The 19,676-nt window shown below is 63.2% G+C and carries 8 protein-coding genes; 5 read left to right on the forward strand and 3 right to left on the reverse strand.

Translation table 11 applies throughout. The features are described 5' to 3' along the window. Positions 1-39 precede the first annotated feature (39 nt). Together IGW04_RS03895 and IGW04_RS03900 are read left to right on the forward strand one after the other, a co-directional pair. Positions 40-1,581, forward strand: a complete 1,542-nt coding sequence (locus tag IGW04_RS03895) for a leucine-rich repeat domain-containing protein (RefSeq protein WP_194711705.1) — start codon at positions 40-42, stop codon at positions 1,579-1,581. 214 nt (positions 1,582-1,795) lie between these two features. After that, positions 1,796-3,328 (forward strand): leucine-rich repeat domain-containing protein, encoded by a 1,533-nt coding sequence (locus IGW04_RS03900; RefSeq protein WP_323744807.1) that lies wholly within the window; start codon positions 1,796-1,798, stop codon positions 3,326-3,328. 186 nt (positions 3,329-3,514) lie between these two features. On the opposite strand, the gene IGW04_RS03905 is transcribed toward IGW04_RS03900, so the two are convergent. The 3 genes from IGW04_RS03905 to IGW04_RS03915 are packed head-to-tail and all read right to left on the reverse strand — an operon-like array spanning position 3,515 to position 9,315. Further along, entirely contained in the window at positions 3,515-4,933 is a 1,419-nt protein-coding gene (locus IGW04_RS03905) for an efflux transporter outer membrane subunit (RefSeq protein ID WP_194711707.1), read from the reverse strand. Then, on the reverse strand, positions 4,930-8,082 hold the full coding sequence (locus IGW04_RS03910) for an efflux RND transporter permease subunit (protein WP_194711708.1): 3,153 nt from the start codon (positions 8,080-8,082) through the stop codon (positions 4,930-4,932). The genes IGW04_RS03905 and IGW04_RS03910 overlap by 4 nt, the downstream gene beginning before the upstream one ends. A 12-nt stretch (positions 8,083-8,094) precedes the next feature. After that, positions 8,095-9,315 (reverse strand): efflux RND transporter periplasmic adaptor subunit, encoded by a 1,221-nt coding sequence (locus tag IGW04_RS03915; protein WP_194711709.1) that lies wholly within the window; start codon positions 9,313-9,315, stop codon positions 8,095-8,097. A gap of 232 nt (positions 9,316-9,547) precedes the next feature. On the opposite strand from IGW04_RS03915, the gene IGW04_RS03920 reads away from it, so the two are divergent. The 3 genes from IGW04_RS03920 (at position 9,548) to IGW04_RS03930 (ending at position 19,674) form a co-directional block, all read left to right on the forward strand. Continuing rightward, complete coding sequence (locus IGW04_RS03920; RefSeq protein WP_194711710.1) at positions 9,548-10,192, forward strand: TetR family transcriptional regulator; 645 nt, start codon at positions 9,548-9,550, stop codon at positions 10,190-10,192. A 173-nt stretch (positions 10,193-10,365) separates the two neighbouring features. Continuing rightward, positions 10,366-13,935, forward strand: a complete 3,570-nt coding sequence (locus IGW04_RS03925; protein WP_194711711.1) for a hypothetical protein — start codon at positions 10,366-10,368, stop codon at positions 13,933-13,935. 366 nt (positions 13,936-14,301) lie between these two features. Further along, complete coding sequence (locus IGW04_RS03930; RefSeq protein ID WP_194711712.1) at positions 14,302-19,674, forward strand: DUF6531 domain-containing protein; 5,373 nt, start codon at positions 14,302-14,304, stop codon at positions 19,672-19,674. Positions 19,675-19,676: the final 2 nt, after the last annotated feature.

A 19,676-nucleotide genomic window follows, 5' to 3' on the forward strand; every position in this document is an offset into this window, starting at 1 on the left:
GTATCTGGCTATCAATATTAAATAAAAGGAGAAATATCAATGAATGAATTGCTAAATTCCGTGCGCAGCTTTCTTCCTGAGAGCCCGTTTTCCACGGCAACGGCTGGCCCGGAAAGTGACATGGATATCGATTCCATCAGGAAGGCGAAAGTGCCGCCATTGCGGAAGAATTTTTTTGAATACAATTTCGTCGAACTAGGGAGTTTCCTGAAATTTTGTTCCGGAAAAGTTGCGCCCAATCACCATGAAAAGGAAGAAATTTTCAAGTGGTGTATGAAAAATAATGAGAAAAATGCGTTAGTCTGGTGGCTGGAAAAAAATCAGGAAGAAACACTTTCTGCTTATAATCCTAATCCTGAAGAAATTTCCATGATGGCATACGTCCTTTGCAGAAATTCTTCAATCCAACGTTTTGAGTTGTCTAAAGCGCATTGTACGATTGAGTTGGCGAAAGAATTGGGTAATGCATTCAAGGTAAATAAGGATTTAAAGCGCATTTTTCTACATGACCTCGAATTTGCTCCCGACACCTTGCCCTGCCTGGCGGAAGGCCTGAGCCACCAAGTCGGCACGAAAGACTTCAATATCTCTGGTCCAGGCTTGAACGACCAAAATTTCGCCTGCCTGATCCAAGCTCTGCAAAACTGCGACAGGGTGTCCCTTACGCTTTCCGGCATTCGACTGAATTCCGACAGTGCCAGGGAAATTTTCGGAGCAATCAAGAAAAGTACGAAAATTCAGAGTTTGACTTTATCCCGTCAGAAAATTGATAAGGCAAGCATGAGTGAAATTGCAAGCTGCCTCCAAGCCAGTTCTGGTTTGAAGCAATTTAATTTTTTTCAAAACCAGTGTGAGCCTGGGACAGCTTTGCTGCTGGAAGAGGCGCTGATCGAAAGCAGCCTGAAGAGCATGCGTTTTAGCCAGATTGATTTTGATTCCGGTCCTGCTGTCAGCTTCGATAGAATCATCAAGAAAAGTCGCGGTCTTTCCGAAATTAGTCTGGATGGTAAAGATTTGAACGATGACGATATTGCAAAAATTGCTAGCGAACTGATTGATCATCGCCGAATGCAGCGTTTTTCCCTGGAAAATGGGAATTTCAATGAGGAAAGCACACGCGCTTTGGTGGTTGCTTTGCAGGGAAATGAAAATTTGTACGAGTTGGATCTTTATGGCTGTATTTTCCGAGGGGATGCAGCTGAGGATTTATGCGCGTCAATCGAGAAAAATACCGTGCTGGAAAAGATAAATGTGTGGAAAAGCAATTTAAGCGATGACCATAAGACAAAGATAAACAATCTATGCAAGCGCAATCATGACGCCAAGCGTTTCCTGCAGCAGGACGCTTTGCTGTACAGCCGTATGGCCAATCATATAGCCCTGCCGACGGAACTTGGCACCTTACTGGCCAACCAGATGTTGATGCTTTCTGAAAGCACTGCCGCCTATGAGTCGGCGACGATAGAGATTGCGCTGTCAATCCAGGCGCTTGCGGCCAATGCCCAAAATGGGCCGCAACAAGCGGCTGCTCACAGTGGGGAAGCGCTCCAAGAGCTGCCTCCTGGCTGCACGCTGGTGTAGAGGAGCAGGTCGTCCGCTGGCGCATGAAAGGCCGAGTGGCAATGCAACATATGCCAGGTTGTCATGCGGACGGCCCGGTTTCCCAAACTATTTGTTGACGCGTCAACGCCATCAGGCTTGATGGAGAAGCTTTCCCCCATGCCACGCATGTTTTCCCGCACCCACCAGAACATGGCTCTAGGAAGCGTTACCCAACGCCGTCTTTTTGCTGATCGTGCAGATAGTACCCGGACGACGCCTGCCAGGGCGCGGAGAAGAGCGCAATCACGCAACCGGCATCACCATTTCTATTGCCTTCATTCCACTCGTGTTGAAAGGGGAACTCATGCAACCTGCTTTTTCGCGCTCTTGTAGTCATGGCCGGAACGGACCCGGTTACATTGCTGTACGCAACGATGGCCCGCAAACTACCGGCGAACAGGGCGGTGCGGCTTTTGAATTGGCCAGGCCATGCCCAAGCTGTCCCGACAACATCGGCCATCAGGTATTCGGAGCCTTTATCGAACAGGGCAAGGTGCCGGACGATCTGGCAGACGTCGTGAAACTCGGCATCTGGTGCATGCGCAACGGCGAACCCAAGGCATTGGCGCATCTGTTCGAGCATGGTCATATCAGCACAGCAAGCTTCAAGTTTGGACAGTGGAGCGATGCGGAAATCTGCGTGGTCATCGATGCGCTTCGAACCACGGTTTGCCTCACCAGGCTCAGTCTGGCTGGGAACAAGCTATCCTCGGCAAACATCGGGGAGTTGTGTGATGCATTGCAGTCCGGCATCCGGCTCAATTCCCTTGACCTGGGCTACAACCACCTTGGCGAAGAAGCCGTAGCAACCCTCTCCAGCATGCTGGCTGCCAACACGAGCCTGAACGAACTTGATCTATCGAGTTGCGACCTCGACGGCGCAAGTGGCGTTATGCTGGGGCACGCCTTGAGCACCAACAGCACGTTGACCGCACTGAACCTGTTCTGCAATTCTTTGGGTACGGGCGGCGCGCAGGAAATATTGCTTGCCTTGAACACCAACAAGGCGGTGCTTACCCTGAATCTCAGCGGCAATCAGATTGACCACGGCATTGCGGAAACGATAAGCCAGTTGCTGAAGCAAAACAGCACCCTGACCGCACTTCACCTGACCAGCAACAAGATCGGCATGACGGACACGTTTCGTCGCTCCCGAACGGTCGAGCACATAGTTGACGGATTCCAGTGCAATCCTGTGCTGATACATCTGAGTCTTATAAATAACAACCTGGACCAGTTCATCGAACCCTCAATACCTTACCTGTTGGGCGGGCGGCTCGATGACCTCCAGCAGAGAAACCGTACGCTGGCTTCTCTTTCGATGCAGGACGGTGAGATGTTTGCACAGCCATCCCTGCCGGTTGCCCTGCCCCTGGAAGTGGGACAACTGCTATCCCGATACCTGATTCTCGTTTCCAAAAGCACAGAGCACTATGAGGACATCATCGTGGATGTGCATGCTGCACTGAATGCATGCGCCCGGGAAGCAGAGGCAGAGCGAGCCAGGCAAAACACGGCGCGTTGCCATAGGCTGCATGGAACGTTGGACTGGCATGCAGCCAGCTTCCCCTATTCGTCCAGTTCCGCGTATGCGCCGGGCTTGCCGTACGCGCAGATACCGGCGCCGTCGTTGCAGCAGCAGGGCACAGGCGGTAATTCCTCTGCGGCGCAAAACGCAGCGAGCACCGCATCTGCGCCTGTCCCTGATTGCTGCAGGCTGGTTTGACTGGCAACCTTGCAGAGACCTGCTAGCCATCCTGTTCGAATGCTTGCGTGGTCTGTACAGCATGCAGAGTGACCATGCACGAACCGGCAGGCAAAGCCGCCCGCTCATCCCGCCCATAAAAAAGCGCGCACCGGCCAGGCCAGGTGCACGCTGCATGAATCGTTGCCAGCCGAAGCCGGCAAGGTTTCATTCCGCCTTCAACCCGCCCCCCAGCGTGCGATACACATCCACCGCATTGGTCAGCCGCAGCAGCCTGGTCTGCACCAGGTTCTGCTCCGCGGTGAACAGCTCACGCTGCGCATCCAGCACGTCGAGCGAACTCGACACGCCAGCGCGGAAGCGCTGGTCGGCCAGCTTCAGGCGGTCGGCCTGGGCTTCGCGCACCAGGCGCTGGGCTTCCACCTGTTCCTCCAGTGTGCCGCGGGCGACCAGCGCGTCGGCCGCTTCGCGGAACGCGCCCTGTATCGTGCGCTCGTAGTCGGTGACGGCGAGGTCGCGGCGCACCACGGCCAGGTCCAGGTTGCCGCGGTTGCGGCCGGCATCGAAGATCGGCAGCGTCAGCTGCGGCGCGAACGACCATGACATCGTGCCCGAATCGAACAGCCCGGACAATTCTCTGCTGGCCGTGCCCAGCGCGGCGGTCAGCGAGATGCGCGGGAAGAAAGCGGCGCGGGCGGCGCCGATGTTGGCATTGGCCGCCACCAGGCGCGACTCGGCGGCGCGGATGTCGGGCCGGTTGGCCAGCAGGTCTGACGGCAGGCCGGCGGGGATCGCGGTGATCACGTTCTGCGACGACAGGTCGGCGCCGGCCGGCAGATTCTGCAGCGGCGCGCCGACCAGAAGCGTCAGCGCATTGCGGGCCTGGGCCTGCTGGCGCTGCAGCGTCAGCACCGATACCCGCGCCGACTGCACCAGGGTTTCCTGCAGCCGCAAATCCAGCGCGGACGAGGCGCCGACGTCGAAGCGCTGTTTGGCCAGCTTGTAGCCTTCCTCGCGCGACTGCAGGGTGCGCTGCGCCAGCACCAGCTGCTCGCCGGCGCCCAGCTCGCTGAGATAAGCCTTGGCGGTTTCGGCCACCAGGCTGATCTGCGCGGCGCGCTGGGCTTCCTCGGTGGCGAGGTAGGCGGCGAGCGCGGCTTCGTTCAGGCTGCGCACGCGGCCGAAGAAGTCCAGCTCGAACGACGCCAGGCTCAGGCCGACCTGGTACACCGTGGTGTCGATGGCGCGGCCCAGCGGCGAGGCGCCCGCCGGCGTGCGGGTGCGGGTGCCGCTGCCGACGCCGTTCAGGTTGGGCAGCAGGTCGGCCGACTGCACGTTGTACTGGGCGCGCGCTTCCTCGATGCGCAGCGCGGCGGTGCGCAGGTCGCGGTTGTTTTCCAGCGCGGACGCTATCAGCGACTGCAGGCGCGCATCGGTGAAGAATTCGCGCCAGCCGATGTCGACGGCGGCGCGCGCCGGCGTGAGGCCAGGCGCTGCCGCGGCATGCGGCGGAAAGGCCGGCGCCACCGGCGCCTGCGGCCGCACCAGTTCCGGCGTCAGCGAGCAGCCGGCCAGCACCGCCGCGGCGATGGCTGTGACAGCCAGGCGGGCAGGGGTCGGGATCATAGTTGTTCCTCATGGGTGTGGATGCGGTGGGAGGCGTAGAACTCGCGCTGGCGCTTGCTGCCCTTGAACAGGCTGCGCACCACCACGAAGAACACCGGCACCAGGAAGACCGCCAGCACGGTGGCGGTGATCATGCCGCCCATCACGCCGGTGCCGATCGCGCGCTGGCTGGCCGAGCCGGCGCCGCTTGCCACCACCAGCGGCAGCACGCCCAGGATGAAGGCGAGCGAGGTCATGATGATGGGGCGGAAGCGCAGGTGCACCGCTTCCAGCGTGGCGTCGATCAGGCTCATGCCTTCTGCCTGCAGGTCCTTGGCGAACTCGATGATCAGGATCGCGTTCTTGGCCGACAGGCCGATGATGGCGATCAGGCCCACCTTGAAGTACACGTCGTTGGGCATGTCGCGCATGGTCGCGCCCAGCAGCGCGCCCAGGAGGCCCAGCGGCACCACCAGGATCACCGCCAGCGGAATGCTGGTGCTTTCATACAGCGCCGCCAGCACCAGGAACACTGCCAGCAGCGACAGCGCAAACAGCGCCGGCGCCTGCGAGCCGGAGGTCTTTTCCTCCAGCGACTGGCCGGTCCATTCATAGCCGAAGCCGGTCGGCAGCTGCGAGGCCAGGCGCTCCATCTCGGCCAGCGCGTCGCCGGTGCTGCGGCCGGGCGCGGCATTGCCGGCCAGCTTCATCGCCGGATAGCCGTTGTAGCGATTCAGCTGCACCGGGCCGGTGTTCCAGGAGGTGCTGGAGAACGCCGAGAACGGCACCATGTCGCCGGCGCTGTTCTTCGCGTACAGCTGGCCGATGTCTTCCGGCTGCAAACGATCTTCGGCATCGGCCTGGACGATTACCCGCTGCAGGCGGCCCGCATTCGGGAAGTCGTTGATGTAGGACGAGCCGAAGGCGGTGGTCAGCGTGGCGTTGATGTCGGCGAACGACACGCCCAGCGCATTGGCCTTGTCGCGGTCGACATTGACCCGCAGCTGCGGCGTGTCTTCCAGTCCTTCCGGACGCACGCCCGCCAGCACCTTGCTCTGCGCGGCCATGCCCAGCAGCTGGTTGCGCGCGGCCAGCAGCGCGTCATGGCCCAGGCCGGCGCGGTCCTGCAGGCGGAAGGTGAAGCCGGTCGCATTGCCCAGCTCGGGAATCGGCGGCGGATTGACCGGGAAGATGATCGCGTCCTTGATCTGCGACAGCGCGCCGAAGGCGCGGCCGACGAAGGCATTGACCGAATGTTCCTCGCCCTTGCGCTCGTCCCAGTGCTTCAGCGGCGTGAAGGCAAGGCCGGCGTTCTGGCCGCTGCCGGAGAACGAGAAGCCGCGCACCGCGACGATATGGGCCAGGTCCTTCTGCTTCATGTAGTAGTCCTCGACCTGCGTGATCACCTGCTCGGTGCGGGCGGCGGAAGCGCCCGGCGGCAGCTGGATGTTGGTCACCGCATATCCCTGGTCCTCGGCCGGCAGGAAGGACGTCGGCAGGCGCGCATACAGCAGCCCCACGCACAGCAGGATCGCGCCGTACACCAGCATGTAGCGGCCGGCCTTGGTCAGCATGCGGCCGACGAAGCCCTGGTAGCGGGTGGCGGTGCGGCCGAAGCCGCGGTTGAACCAGCCGAAGAAGCCGCGCTTCTCGACATGATGGCCTTTCTCCACCGGCTTCAGGATCGTCGCGCACAGCGCCGGCGTGAGCGTCAGCGCCAAGAGCGCCGAGAACATCATCGACGACACCATCGACACCGTGAACTGGCGATAGATCGCGCCGACCGCGCCGCCGAAGAAGGCCATCGGGATGAACACCGCCACCAGCACCAGCGTGATGCCGATGATGGCGCCGGTGATCTGGCCCATGGCCTTGCGGGTGGCGTCGCGCGGCGACAGGCCCTCTTCGCTCATGATGCGCTCGACGTTCTCCACCACAACGATGGCGTCGTCGACCAGGATGCCGATGGCCAGCACCATGCCGAACATGGTCAGCACGTTGATGGAATAGCCAAAGGCGGCCATGGTGGCGAAGGTGCCCAGCAGCGCCACCGGCACCACGATGGTGGGAATCAGGGTGTAGCGGAAGTTCTGCAGGAACAGGTACATCACCAGGAACACCAGGATCACCGCCTCGACCAGGGTCTTGACCACTTCCTCGATCGAGATCTTGACGAAGGTCGAGGTGTCATAGGGGATCTCGTACTTCACGCCCGGCGGGAAGAACTTCGACAGCTCGGCCATCTTGGCCTTGACCAGATCGGCGGTCTGCAGCGCATTGGCGGTGGGCGACAGCTGCACGCCGATGGCGGCGGTGGGCTTGCCGTCGAGACGGGCGGCGGTGGCATAGGCCTGGCCGCCGATCTCGATGGTGGCGACGTCGCGCAGGCGCACGGTAGAGCCGTCCGGATTGGCGCGCAGCACGATCTCGCCGAACTGTTCGGGCGAGGTCAGCTGGCCGCTGACCACCACCTGCGCGGCGATCTGCTGCCGGTTCGGCGCGGGCAGGTCGCCCAGCGTGCCGGAGGCCACCTGCGCGTTCTGGGCGCGGATCGCGTTGGAGACGTCGGCGGTGCTCAGCTTGTAGCCGACCAGCTTGGCGGGGTCGATCCAGATGCGCATCGCGCGCTCGGTGCCGAACAGCTGGGCCTGGCCCACGCCGGGCACGCGCCGGATTTCATTGAGCACATTGCGCGAGAGATAGTCGCCCAGCGCGATCGGATCGAGCCGGCCGTCGGTGGAGGCGAGGGTGGTGAAGAGCAGGAAGTTGGCGCGCGACTTGGTTACCTGCACGCCCTGCTGCTTCACCGACTCCGGCAGGCGCGGCTCGACCCGCTTCATGCGGTTCTGCACGTCCACCGCCGCCAGGTCCGGGTTGGTGCCGGGCAGGAAGGTGGCGGTGACCTGGGTCTGGCCGTTGGACTGGCTCTGCGACTCGATGTACTGCAGGCCGTCGGCGCCGTTCAGCTCCTGCTCGATCAGGCTGGTCACGCTTTCGTCCAGCGTCGAGGCCGATGCGCCGGGATAGGTGGCGGTGATCACGATCTGCGGCGGCGCGATCGTCGGGTACTGGGAGATCGGCAGCGTGCGCATCGACAGCAGACCTGCCAGCATGATGAACAGCGCGATCACCCAGGCAAAGACCGGGCGGTCAATAAAAAACTTGGCCATGTGGCGGCTTCCTTATTTCTGGTTGGCTGCGGCTGCCGGGCCGGCTGGGGCAGCACTGGCAGCGGCAACGGGCGTGCCGGCCACGCCGGCGGGCTTCCAGGGAACGCCCTTGGCCGGCGCGCCGGGCTTGACCTTCTGCAGGCCTTCGACGATGACGACATCGCCTTCCTTCAGGCCTTCGGTGACGATCCACTTGTTGCCCTGCACGCTGCCGGTCTTGATCGGACGCGGCGCCACCTTGCCGTCGGCGGCTATGGTCATCACCGACGCGCCGTTGTTGTCGCGCTGGACCGCCTGCTGCGGCACCGTGATGGCCGACTCGGCAACCGCCTGCTCCAGCCGCGCCCGCACATACATGCCGGGCAGCAGGAAGCGTTCGGGATTGGGCACCAGCGCGCGCAACGTGATGGCGCCCGAGCTCTGGTCCACCGCCAGGTCCGAGAACAGCAGCTTGCCGGTGCGCGGGTAGGGCGTGCCATCTTCCATCACCAGCGACACGCTGGCCTCGTCCTTGCCGACGGTTTTCAGCTTGCCGGCCGCCAGCGCCTGGCGCAGCCGCATCAGTTCGCTGGAAGACTGGGTCAGATTGACGTAGATCGGATCGAGCTGCTGGATGGTGGCCAGCGGCGTGGCTTCGCCCTGTCCGACCAGTGCGCCTTCGGTCACCTGGGCGCGGCCAATGCGGCCGGAAATCGGCGCGGTGACGGTGGCGTAACCGAGATTGAGGCTGGCGGTCTGCTGGGTGGCGCGGGCGGCTTCCAGATCGGCCTGGGCCTGCTTCTGCGCGGCCAGCGCATCGTCATATTCCTGGCGGCTGATCGCATTGGTTTCCACCAGCGGCCGGTAGCGCTGCACCTTCAGGTTGGCCTGCGCCAGGTTGGCTTCCACGCGGGCGCGGGCGGCCTGGGCATTGGCCAGCGAGGCCTGCAGCGAGGCCGGGTCGATGCGGAACAGCACATCGCCGGCCTTGACATCGCTGCCCTCGGTGAACAGGCGCTTCTGCACGATGCCGGGCACCCGGGCGCGCACTTGCGCGGTGCGGGTGGCTTCCAGCCGGCCCGGCAATTCATTGGTGATGGCGATGCGCTCGGGGGCGACGGTGACGACCGACACCTCGGGCGGCGGCATGGCCGCCGGCTGGGCCTGGGCATCGGCCTTCTTGTCACCGCAGGCGCCCAGCGCCAGCAGCGCCAGGGAGGCGGCTGCCCAGGAGGAACGTTGGAAAGCTGTCATGGAAATCTCACACAAAAGGACCGCGCTGGCACACGGCGGGTTGTCATTGGAAACAGTGGATAAGGAATACGGGTAACGGTGCGATGAACAGTGCTTGGTAACGAAAACCGTCAATGTGGCCGTCAAAGTCTGCTAGTATATATACATTCATGAATGTATGTATGACGCGCCGGTGAAGTTTTTTTATCCTGCAATGGAAATTCATCAACGGTACGTCTCCCACCGGACCATCATGGCCAGATCAACCAAGGAAGAAGCCCTCGAAACCCGCAACCGCATCCTCGATGCGGCCGAGGAAGTATTCCATGCCAATGGCGTGTCGCGCACCTCGCTGGCGGACGTGGCGCAGGCAGCCAACGTTACCCGCGGCGCGATCTACTGGCACTTCAAGAACAAGGGCGACCTGTTCGACGCAATGTGCGAGCGGGTGCGGCTGCCGATGGAGGAAATGGCAGCCGCCGGCCTGGATGACCGGGAAGCCGATCCGCTGGGACAGTTGCGCAAGACCATCCTGTTCGTGTTCAACGACGTGCGGCACAATCCGCATTCGCGCAAGGTGCTGGGCATCGTGTTTCACAAATGCGAGTTCGTGGAGGCAGCCGGACCCATCATCGAGCGCCAGCAGGATGTGTTCCTGAAAGGCCGCAGCGACCTGCGCCGCATCCTCGACAATGCAGTGGCCAGGGCACAGCTTCCCGCCGACCTCGACACCGAACTGGCCAGCATCATGATGCAGGCGCAGATCGACGGCCTGATCAATATCAGTCTTTTCACGCCGGACAGCGCCGACTTCGACGCCCATGCCGAACGCATGGTGGATGCCGCCATCGAGATGCTGCGCTGCGCGCCATCGCTGCGCGCAAGCCGCGGCGCATAAGCGCCCCGGTTCCGCCGTCCCTTTTTCCATGCAGTGCATGCGCTGCCCTCTCGGGGCCGGTGACGCGCGGGCGCGCGTGGTTCGATACAGCCGCTTGAGCGGTCCCAAGGCAGCGCCGGCGGCCAGGCTTTACTGTCGCTTTCCTCATCTATCCGGAAGCAGGAAAGGCCGCCATGCATCAAGCAACCGCATTTTATTCCGATGGGCTGGATGCCATTGCCGAGTTTCTCGCATGCTCCAGGCCGGCCGCCGACGGCATGGCCGCCGTCTATCAGGAGCAAGGCCAATGGCACAGTGCCATGCATCAGTTGGCACGCTGGAGCCCGGAACACGGCACGGTCAGCGGCGATGAAGCGGCACTGTGCATCAGTGTCAGCGAAACTACATGGAACAGGCTATACGCCGCCGCGCTCAGCATCGGCCGCGCTGCCGCGCCAGATGCAATCGGTATGGCGGCACGGGGCGTTGGCGGCATGCTGGCCGAGCTCTCTGCCGTGCCGCTGCTGGCCGATGCCCTGGAGCCTTGCGCCATGCATCCCTTGCCACGCAGTGATGATGTGGACGCAGCGCGGCAAGAGGGGCCGTGGCTGCAACTGGCCTGGCCGCCACTGGAGAAGCTGCTGCTGCGGGACCGCTTGCTGGAACCGGATGCCAGGCGATCGAGGCTGACGGTCCGGACGATGCCGCAAAGCTGCGCGCAGCTCGATGCCGAGACGCTGGTCGATGGCTTCATCCTGGATGCGCCGGGGCAGCCGCCGCAGCTCGTTTGCGCGCCCGCCTGGCACCGCCGCATTTCGGAAGAGCTGGGCCGCCATTTCAATGCATCGGCGCTCCTGCTGTTCCGGCTTATGTTTCACAGCGCCAGCCAGGGCTGGGGATGGGATGCCGATTCGGCGCAGTGCCGCGGCCTGGCGGAACTGATGGCGCAGGCGGAAGAGGTGGGCCTGACCGAATTCCATGGCTTGAGCGAAACCTGCATGCTGCTCGGCAGCGCGGTCGACAAGGCCGCTGGCGGCGACGTTCCGGAAGGCGAGCCGTTGGCTGCCGCGCTATTGGCGTACGCAGTGAACAGGGTGGCCGCATTGTGGCCGCCGGCCTTCCTGCATCCGCGCCATCCTTCTGCCCGGCTGATGGCGGGATGGATGGCACAGGTGGACGACATGGCGCAGGTTGCGCCGGATGCCCTGCTGGGGCCAGGAGTCAGGATAGGCAGGGGCAGCGTGATCGAAAGCGGCGCGATCATTCATGGCGGCGCTGACGTCGGCGCCGGCGTGGTCATCCCGGAGGGTGTCGTGGTGGCTGTCGGCGCCCGGGTCGCGCGCCTGGCGCTGGAGGAGGTTGCGCTTCCGCCGGGCACCCTGCTGTGCGGCAGCGCACGCCTGCAGCGCGGAGCGCGCCTGGGCAGGCAGGTCACGCTGGGCGCCGATGTGGAGATCGGGACCGGCGTGCACTTGCCTGACGGCATTGTAGTTGCCGAACAGGCACGGGTGCGGCGGCTATACCTGGGCCGCGGCGTCGCTCTGCCGCTGGGCACCCGGATCGAGGGCAGCCTGTCCCTGGGAAGCCGCAGCAGCATCGGGGCAGGGGTCTGTTTCGGCGCCGGCGTGGAAGTCGGTGCCGAGGCAGAGATAGGCGACGGGCTTTATTTGCCGCGCGGCGTCGTGGTCGCCGCCGGCGCCCGGGTAGATTGCTGCGACATCGCCTCCAGCGCCAGCATGCCGCCCGGCACCGTGCTGCATGGCGACCTCACGTTGCGCAGGAACGCCGTGGTCGGCATCGCCGTGGTATTCGGCGGCGGCGCCGATGTCGGCCCAGACGTGGTCGTTCCGGCTGGCGTAACGGTGATGGAGGGGGCGCGGATCGAGCGGCTGCACCTGAATGGATGCCGGCTGCCCCAGCAGACGATGATAGGCGGCAGCCTGACATTGGGGCGCCGCTGCGAGGTCGGGCGCAACGTGGTGTTTGAAGGCGACAACCGCATCGGGCCGGGGGTACAGCTGCCAGCCGGCCTGCATGTCGCCGAAGCCGCCCGGATCGACCACCTGCGGCTCAATGCGCCCCTGCCGGCGGGTACTGTCGTCCGCGGCAATCTCGTCCTCGGACCGAATGCAAAAGTGGGACGCGGCGTGGCGCTGGGTGCAGATGTCACTCTTCGCGCCAGCATTCCGGATGGCTTCTCGGTCGGTGCCGGCGCTATCGTGCGTCAGTGCGATGTGGCCGGCGCGCGGCTGGGACGGGGCACGCGCATCGATGGCGACCTTTACCTTGCCAGTGGCGTGGAGCTCGGCGATGGCACGCTGTTCGAACACGGGGTTCACATCGAAGCTGCCTGCCGGATTCCCGATGGACTGGTATTCCGGGCCGGGGCCCGGGTGCGCTGCTTCGAGCTGGCGCCAGGCGTGACACTGCCTGCCGGGACCCGGATTGGCGGAAGCCTGCGCCTGAGGCAGGGCGTGCATGTCGGTCCGGGCGTCGAGTTTGGCGATGATGTGGAAGTCGGGCCGGGAGTGTGGATCCCGGCCGGTGCGCGCATCGCCGACCAGGCACGCATCACCCAGTTCGATATCGCGCCGGATGTGCGCCTGCCGGCATGCCTGCATCTGCACGGCAATGCCGTCATCGGCGCCGGCGCCTGCATAGGCGAGCACGCGATGCTGGGGCGTGACGTGGTGATTGGCCCGGGCGTGAGGCTGCCTGCGGGCGTGATCCTGTGCGACGGCGCTTGCCTGACTGATCTGCGCCTGGGCGAAGGCGTAGTGCTGCCACAGGGAAGCCGTGTCGGCGGCAACCTGGTCGTCCGGCGTGGCGCCATGCTTGGCAGTGATATCGAATTTGGTCACGGCGTGGAAATCGGGCCGTACGTATGTCTCCCGGACAGCCTGCAAGTGGCGCCTGGCGCCAACGTGCGCGAGGTCCACATTTCCGGCGATGTGCAGCTGCCGCCCGGCACCCGCATATATGGCGACCTGCGGATTTCCCGCGGCGTGACGGTAGGTCGGCAGGTGGCATTCGGCCCCGACGCCCGGCTGGGGCCGGGCGTTGTCATACCGGATGGCGCCATCATCGGCAGCGGCGCCCGCATCGACCGCCTGCAGGTTGCCGGCAATGCCGCTCTGGGCCGCGAGATTGTCTTCACCGGGAATGCCGTGATCCGGTCGAGCGCCTTGATCGGCGATGGGGTGCTGCTGGGTAAGGACGTCGTGATCGGACCGCGTGTGCGTCTTCCCGATGGCGTTGCGGTGGCGGACGGCGCCCGCGTGCGCCGCTTCTGCGTCGGTCCGCGCGTGAGTCTGCCGGCAATGTTCATTGTCGGAGGCGACCTGTGCCTGGGCCAGGGGGCCGTGGTCGGCTACGGTGCGCGCCTTGGCGCCGGTGTCCGGGTGGCGCCAGGCGCAGTGATCTACGACCATGCTGAACTGCCGGCGGGCACGCAAGTGGCGACAGTGACATCCGTGCAGCACGGCGTTCCGGTCGCACCGCCGCCTGATGCTAGCTTGCCCGTCTGGCAGGCCTACATGGCGCAATTGTCGCTCAACACACGACATGAGGCGCCGTTACTGGACGCACAAGCGCCTGACCTTTCCATGGCCCCGGCCCAGCTCATCCCATCCCGGCAGGCTGATGCCGAGCTGGCGCAGGCCTCCCAGCCGCGGCCGGCGTCTGCCCCCATCGCGATACCCGCCGCTGGCCCAGCCTATCCGGCGCACGCGCCCGGTTTTCGGCCACTTTCGCCATTTGGATGATCATGCGGCGGGAACAGGTGCCAACGGGTTGCCGTGTTGACTCCTGTGTACGCTGGATTCAATAGCAGAACGGTCTGCAGGACGGCTTTGCCGGCCGTCGCCGTTTTTCTGCCATTGCGCCAGGAGCGCTTGCCTTTGCCCGCCAAGCGCAGCAGCATCGCAATCCTGTTTTGCCACACCGTTTCCGTAGCGCCCGGGCGCATGCCCGCGCCGGCACCTGCCGGCACTGCACCGGCCTTTGTCTCACCCGTCCTACCCGTCCTACCCGTCTTGCCCCGTATTGCCCCGTATTGCCTTCCTTCCCCGCCTGCGACGCAGCGCGGCAGCCCGTGGCCGGCAAGCAGCCCGCCGCGTCGATTGCCTTGATTGTTTGCCGATCGCTTCGTCATGCGTGCATGCCTTTGCCGGATTCTTCCGATTGCGTTGCTGCTGCTTGCCTGCGTCATTGCCCGCCACGGTTGGGCTGCCGAGCCGTCCGCCTGCGGGCCGGATGTCGCCGGCTCTCCCTGCGGCGAGGAGCAGGTCGCCGGACTGCCCGCCACCGGCGGCGCGCCGCAGGGCGTGGGCAATCCGGTCAATCTCATCACCGGCAACAAGCACCAGCGCGAAACCGACATGGCGGCGCTGCCCGGCGCACTGGGCCTGGAACTGGTCCGCCACTACAACAGCGAACTGGCGCGGCCCGGCATGCCGCTCCATGGCATCGGCCGCGGCTGGCAGTTTTCCTATGACACCCGGCTGCATGCAGAGGGCCGCGCGCTGCGGATCGTGCAGGCCGACGGCGCACGGCGCGTCTTCACGAAAAGCGCCTTGAGCGCGACGCTGTTTGCCAGCGCCAACCCGGCCGAGGGCATGGTGCGCATCGCGCGCGACGACAGCGTGCTGCATTACCGCTGGCGCTGGCCGGATGGCCGGGAGCTTGGCTTCGACCGCAACGGCCGGCTGCGGCGCATCATGCTGCCCAGCGGCGAGGCGCTGGCAATCGCGCGCCTGGCCGACGGCCGCCTTGCCACCGTCACCGATCCACAGGGCCGCAGCCTTACCTTCCACTACCTGGCGCAGGCAGGCCTGCGGCCGGGCAGGCTGAGCGCGATCCGCCATGTGGATACCCCGGTCGGCCGTATCCTCTACGACTATGGCGACGCCACGCCGGGCGGCTTGCGCCAGCAGGCGGAAAACCTGATTGCGGTCCATCTGCCGACGCATCACGAGCCGGGCAGGCTGCGCTCGCTCGACGGCCGCGGCGATCGTCCCTCGGACTACAGCCGCAGCAGCCTGCGCCGGCGCTATCACTACGAAGACCCGCGCTTTCCCGCGTTCCTGACCGGTATTTCCGTCACCGGCGCCGGCGGCGACGATCGCCAGATCGACCAGCGTATTGCTCGCTGGGCCTACGACCGCAACGGCCTGGCGGTGCTGTCGGCCAGCGGCAAGGCGGCGCAGGACGCGGCACCGGGCAGTCAGCCGCATGCCGGCGCCGGCCTGATCATGCTGGACCGGTGCACGCCCGGCCGCACCACGCTCACCGATGGCGACGGCCGCGTCACCATCTACCGCCATGCCATCGTCAACGGCGCCTTCCGCCTGCTGGAAGCGCGCGGCGACGGTTGCGAGGGCTGCGGTCCGGTGAATCTCCGCTACGGCTATGACAGGCTGGGACGGCTGCAGGAAGTCACGCGGCTGGATGCGCACGGCAAGCCGGTCGAAGGCCGGCGCGAGGAGCGCGACGCTTGGGGCCGGACGTATGCCAGCAAGACCGTGCAGTATGCCCACGGCCGCGAGACCAGCCGCACCCTGGTGCTGCGCCAGCTGTACCGGCCAGCCGGCATCGCGGCTGTCGCGCCCGGGACATCGCCTGCAACATCGCTGCCGGCTAGCCAGCATGGTCCGAAGCAGGTCGCCATGCCCAGCGTGCTGGCCGGGCACGATCACAGGACCGTCATCGAGTATAACCAGCGGCAGCAAGCGCTGGCAGTGACCGAAACCGGCTACCACCCGGCGGACGGCAGCATGCAGGCGCGCACCACGCGTTACCGTTATGCAGAGATCGCAGGGCGCAGCCTGCTGTCGGAAATCGACGGCCCGCTGCCCAACGGCCCGGCCGGCTCGCCGGCCGACTCCGACATCACCCGCTATGAATGGGACGCGCGGGGCGCCCATGTGCGCCGAGTCCGCCACCCGATGGGCGCCATCAGCGAGATGGACTACGACCCGCACACCGGCCGCCTCGCCGTGCTGACGCTGCGCTGGGAGCGCACGGTGCGGCAACTGCGCTATGCCTACGATCCGCTGGGGCAGGTGGAGCAGGTGCGGGAACGGGCGCTGGATGCGGACGGCGTCACGGTGCTGGCCGAACGCGAACTGGGCCTGCGCTGGAATGCGCTGGGCCGGCCGAGCGCCCTGGTGGAAGCCGATGGCACGGTGCGCGAGCTGGAGGAAGGGGAGGTGGCTGGGACGCAGGCTTTCATGGCATCCGCAACTTCCGCGATTTCCACGATCTCCACGATCTCCACGATCTCTGCACCCTCTGCGACCTCCACAACCTCCAAAACTTCCATGACGTCAGCAGCAATGCCTGCCATAGCCGCCGCCAGGGCGCGTGCGCCATCGCTGGCAGGCGCGGCGGCCAGCCCAGCCCTTGCCGTGCCTGGCATGTTGCCTCCGGCAGGCCAGACCAACGCTTCTGTTGCCGCCCCCAACGCGCTCTGGCCGACCCAGTACGGCGATCCACTGACCGCAGCAGCCCATGAAGCGCTGCGTTTCGACGCCAATGGCCGCTCGGCCGAACGCCGCATCGACGATTTCGGCCAGGTAGTGGCAATACGCAATCCTGGCCAAGGCTGGCAGCATGCCCGCTATGACGAAGCCGGCCGCCTGGTCGAGATCCGCGATGCGCGCGCTGCCATCACGCTGGCCCGCTACGATGCCGCTGGCCGCCTGCTGCGCGTGGAGCGGACCATGCCGGGCGAGTTGCCCGAGCAAGTGGACATTACCTGGCGCGGTCCGGAGCGTCTGACTGAAACCGTGAACATCGCCGGACATCAGACACACGCCACCCATTACCGCCACGCGCCCTGGGGCCAGGTCAGCCAGATGCAGGTGGACATCGCCGGCAGCGAGGGCGGCGCGCCGGTGCGGATGAGCCTGCAGTCACGCTACGACAGTGCCGGCCGCCTGATCTCGCGCACCCTGCCGGGCGGCGAGCGCCTGGCCTGGCGCTATTACGCCGGCGCACCATATCGCGGCCAGCAGGCAGGGATTGAGCAGATCCACTGGCCAGTCTGGCTGGATGCGCTGATGACCCGACTGCCCGAAACCTGGCTGGACCGCTGGCGCTGGAAAACCCGCATTGCGGTGTTCGCGCCGCGGGAAGCGGACCAGGCGTTGACGGCGGCATCGGGCGCGGCGGCATTGCCTGCCATGACGGCAGGAGGGGCAGGAGGGGCAGGACCAACCGCCTGGGCTGGCAGGGCGCCGCAGGTCGAACCCGGTTTGAGCACCCAAGTCCCGGGCGCCGACCATGACGCAGCCGGCTTGCCACATCGTCTGTCCGCACCCAGGGGAGAACTGCTGCTACGCTGGAATGCCGCCAGCCAGCTGAGCGAGGTGGGTACAGCGCTCAATGCCGGCCAGTCAGAATCGCAACCCGTCGCCCGCTACCGCTACGACGCCCGCGGCCGTCGCGCCAGCAAGCACACCACCGCCGGAGATGAGTACTATCTGTACGAGGGCACGCAGCTGATCGCTGCGGTAAATATCGATCCAAAGGGCCGGCGCAGCCTGAACCAGTACCTGTACGAAGGATATCGGGCGGTGGCATGGCTGCGCGAGGGCGTCGCGCATGCGCTGCAGACCGACAGCCGCGGTGCGCTGAGTGAAGTGCGCTCCCTGGCGGACGACGGCAAGCCGGCGCAAACCCTGTGGCGTGCCGAGCTCGACGCCTGGGGCAATCGCCCCAAAAGCGCGCCGTCCAGCCCGCACGACCCCGGGCTGCGCCTGGTAAACCAGTACGCCGACGGTGAAACCGGCCTGTCCTACCACATCGCCCGCTACTACGACCCATCGCAAGGCCGTTTCCTGAGCCCCGACCCGGCCGGCATCGCCGACACCCTGTCCGCCAACGTCCCGCCCGCGCTGCGCCTGGACCTGACCGCGTACGTCGCCGGCCAGCCCTGGCATTACATCGACCCCGACGGCGCCGCCCGCCTGATCTATTACGCCCTAACCACCGACGCCAAGGGGAAGCAGCTAGGCGTGAGCCAGGGCTTCACCCGCGCCCGCTGGGCCTTCAGCATCGACGGCATCGAAGCCAGCGGCGACGGTGGCAGCGATGCGATCAACCAGTTAATGGAAAAGTACGCGAAAAACCAGACGGGGCTGCTGTTCGATGGAGGCGGGGATTATTTGACGGGCGGGAAGAAGGCTGTTTCCTGGAATGGGGCTGCGGATGAAACGGTCGATGGGTTCAGGAAGCATTACGGGAAGAATTTGATTGGGTTGCCGAATTTTACGATTGGGAATTTTAGTAATCGGGATGCGGCGTTGTTGGTGGCGGGATTCTCCAATAATTCCGATGAATCCAAACTGTGCGTAAGCAAGAACTTGCTTTTGCCGCCCATAAAATTTTCTCCAGAAGATATACCGATAACGCCAACCGATGCTTCTTTGCCGCAACGTTTGCTTAATTGCGGGGATGCTGAGGTATCGACATCAACTGTTGAAGATTTAAGAAAAAGAAAATTTGTCAAGCTAAATCAAGCAATCTCAATAAACGAAGTATCTCAAATTTATAAAGATTGCAGTGTCAAAGGTTGTCCATCTAATGCGGGAATTTTTATTGATGGAGCTAGAAATTTTGTGGATAGAGTGCCAGCTGCATATAGCCATCTCCAATTTGCTCCGGAAACACTTGCCGAACTTCTTGTAAAGAATTTATTAAACAAGAAATTTGTCGAAAAAAATAAAATAGATCAGAAGGATCTGGATTCTATATTTGGTAGGGAAATCAATAAGCAAGATATTATAGAGGCCTCTAGCCGCGCAAAATGGATTTATGTTTATGGAAGGTGTATGAAGGAAGAAAAAAATCCTTATGAAGGTGAAGGTATGCGCTGTCCTTCTAAAGAAATTTTATCTACTGCATGGGACGACCTAAAGGATTTGAATAAAAGCTATTTTTCTGAAAGAACTGGTCTTTCTAAGAGCATGTGGGAGTTTCTAAAAAAGAATGCGTCAGGAGATTTGGTTTCTAATACAGATTATGTAAGAGGTACAAATGAAACTGAAATAATTGATGCAGCTGCATGGGCGGCTTGGGATACTGTCGAATCTTCATCTCAATGGTTTAAAGCGCTTGTACGCGACAATGCCCCAGGAGGATTGATGGAAAAACTGGCAGTTATTTATTTTCGTATTAGAGAAAGTCAATTGATAAGTTATCCTGATTTTGGGTTGAAGTATGATGAGGAAAAGCTTTATCCCCTCGCTTATAAAAAATCCAGCGAGGATCAAAATAAAATAGATTTGGAAATGGCAATGCGTTTGGCGCGAAGGCATAATGGAGGAACGTGGTGGCTTTCGCTATCCCGCCTAAAGTCAAATGATCCAAAAGATTACGTAAAAAAAATTTCGGGGGATTTTAAGCCCGAAGTCTACGGTAATTTTCCATCGCTGCGATGCGTATCGAAAAATGAGATTCAAGAGAGCGGAGTTTTAATGATTCGATTGAATTTGGATTAAAA

Origin of the sequence: Noviherbaspirillum soli, from assembly GCF_015352955.1 — a bacterium.
GTDB lineage: Bacteria > Pseudomonadota > Gammaproteobacteria > Burkholderiales > Burkholderiaceae_D > Noviherbaspirillum_A > Noviherbaspirillum_A soli.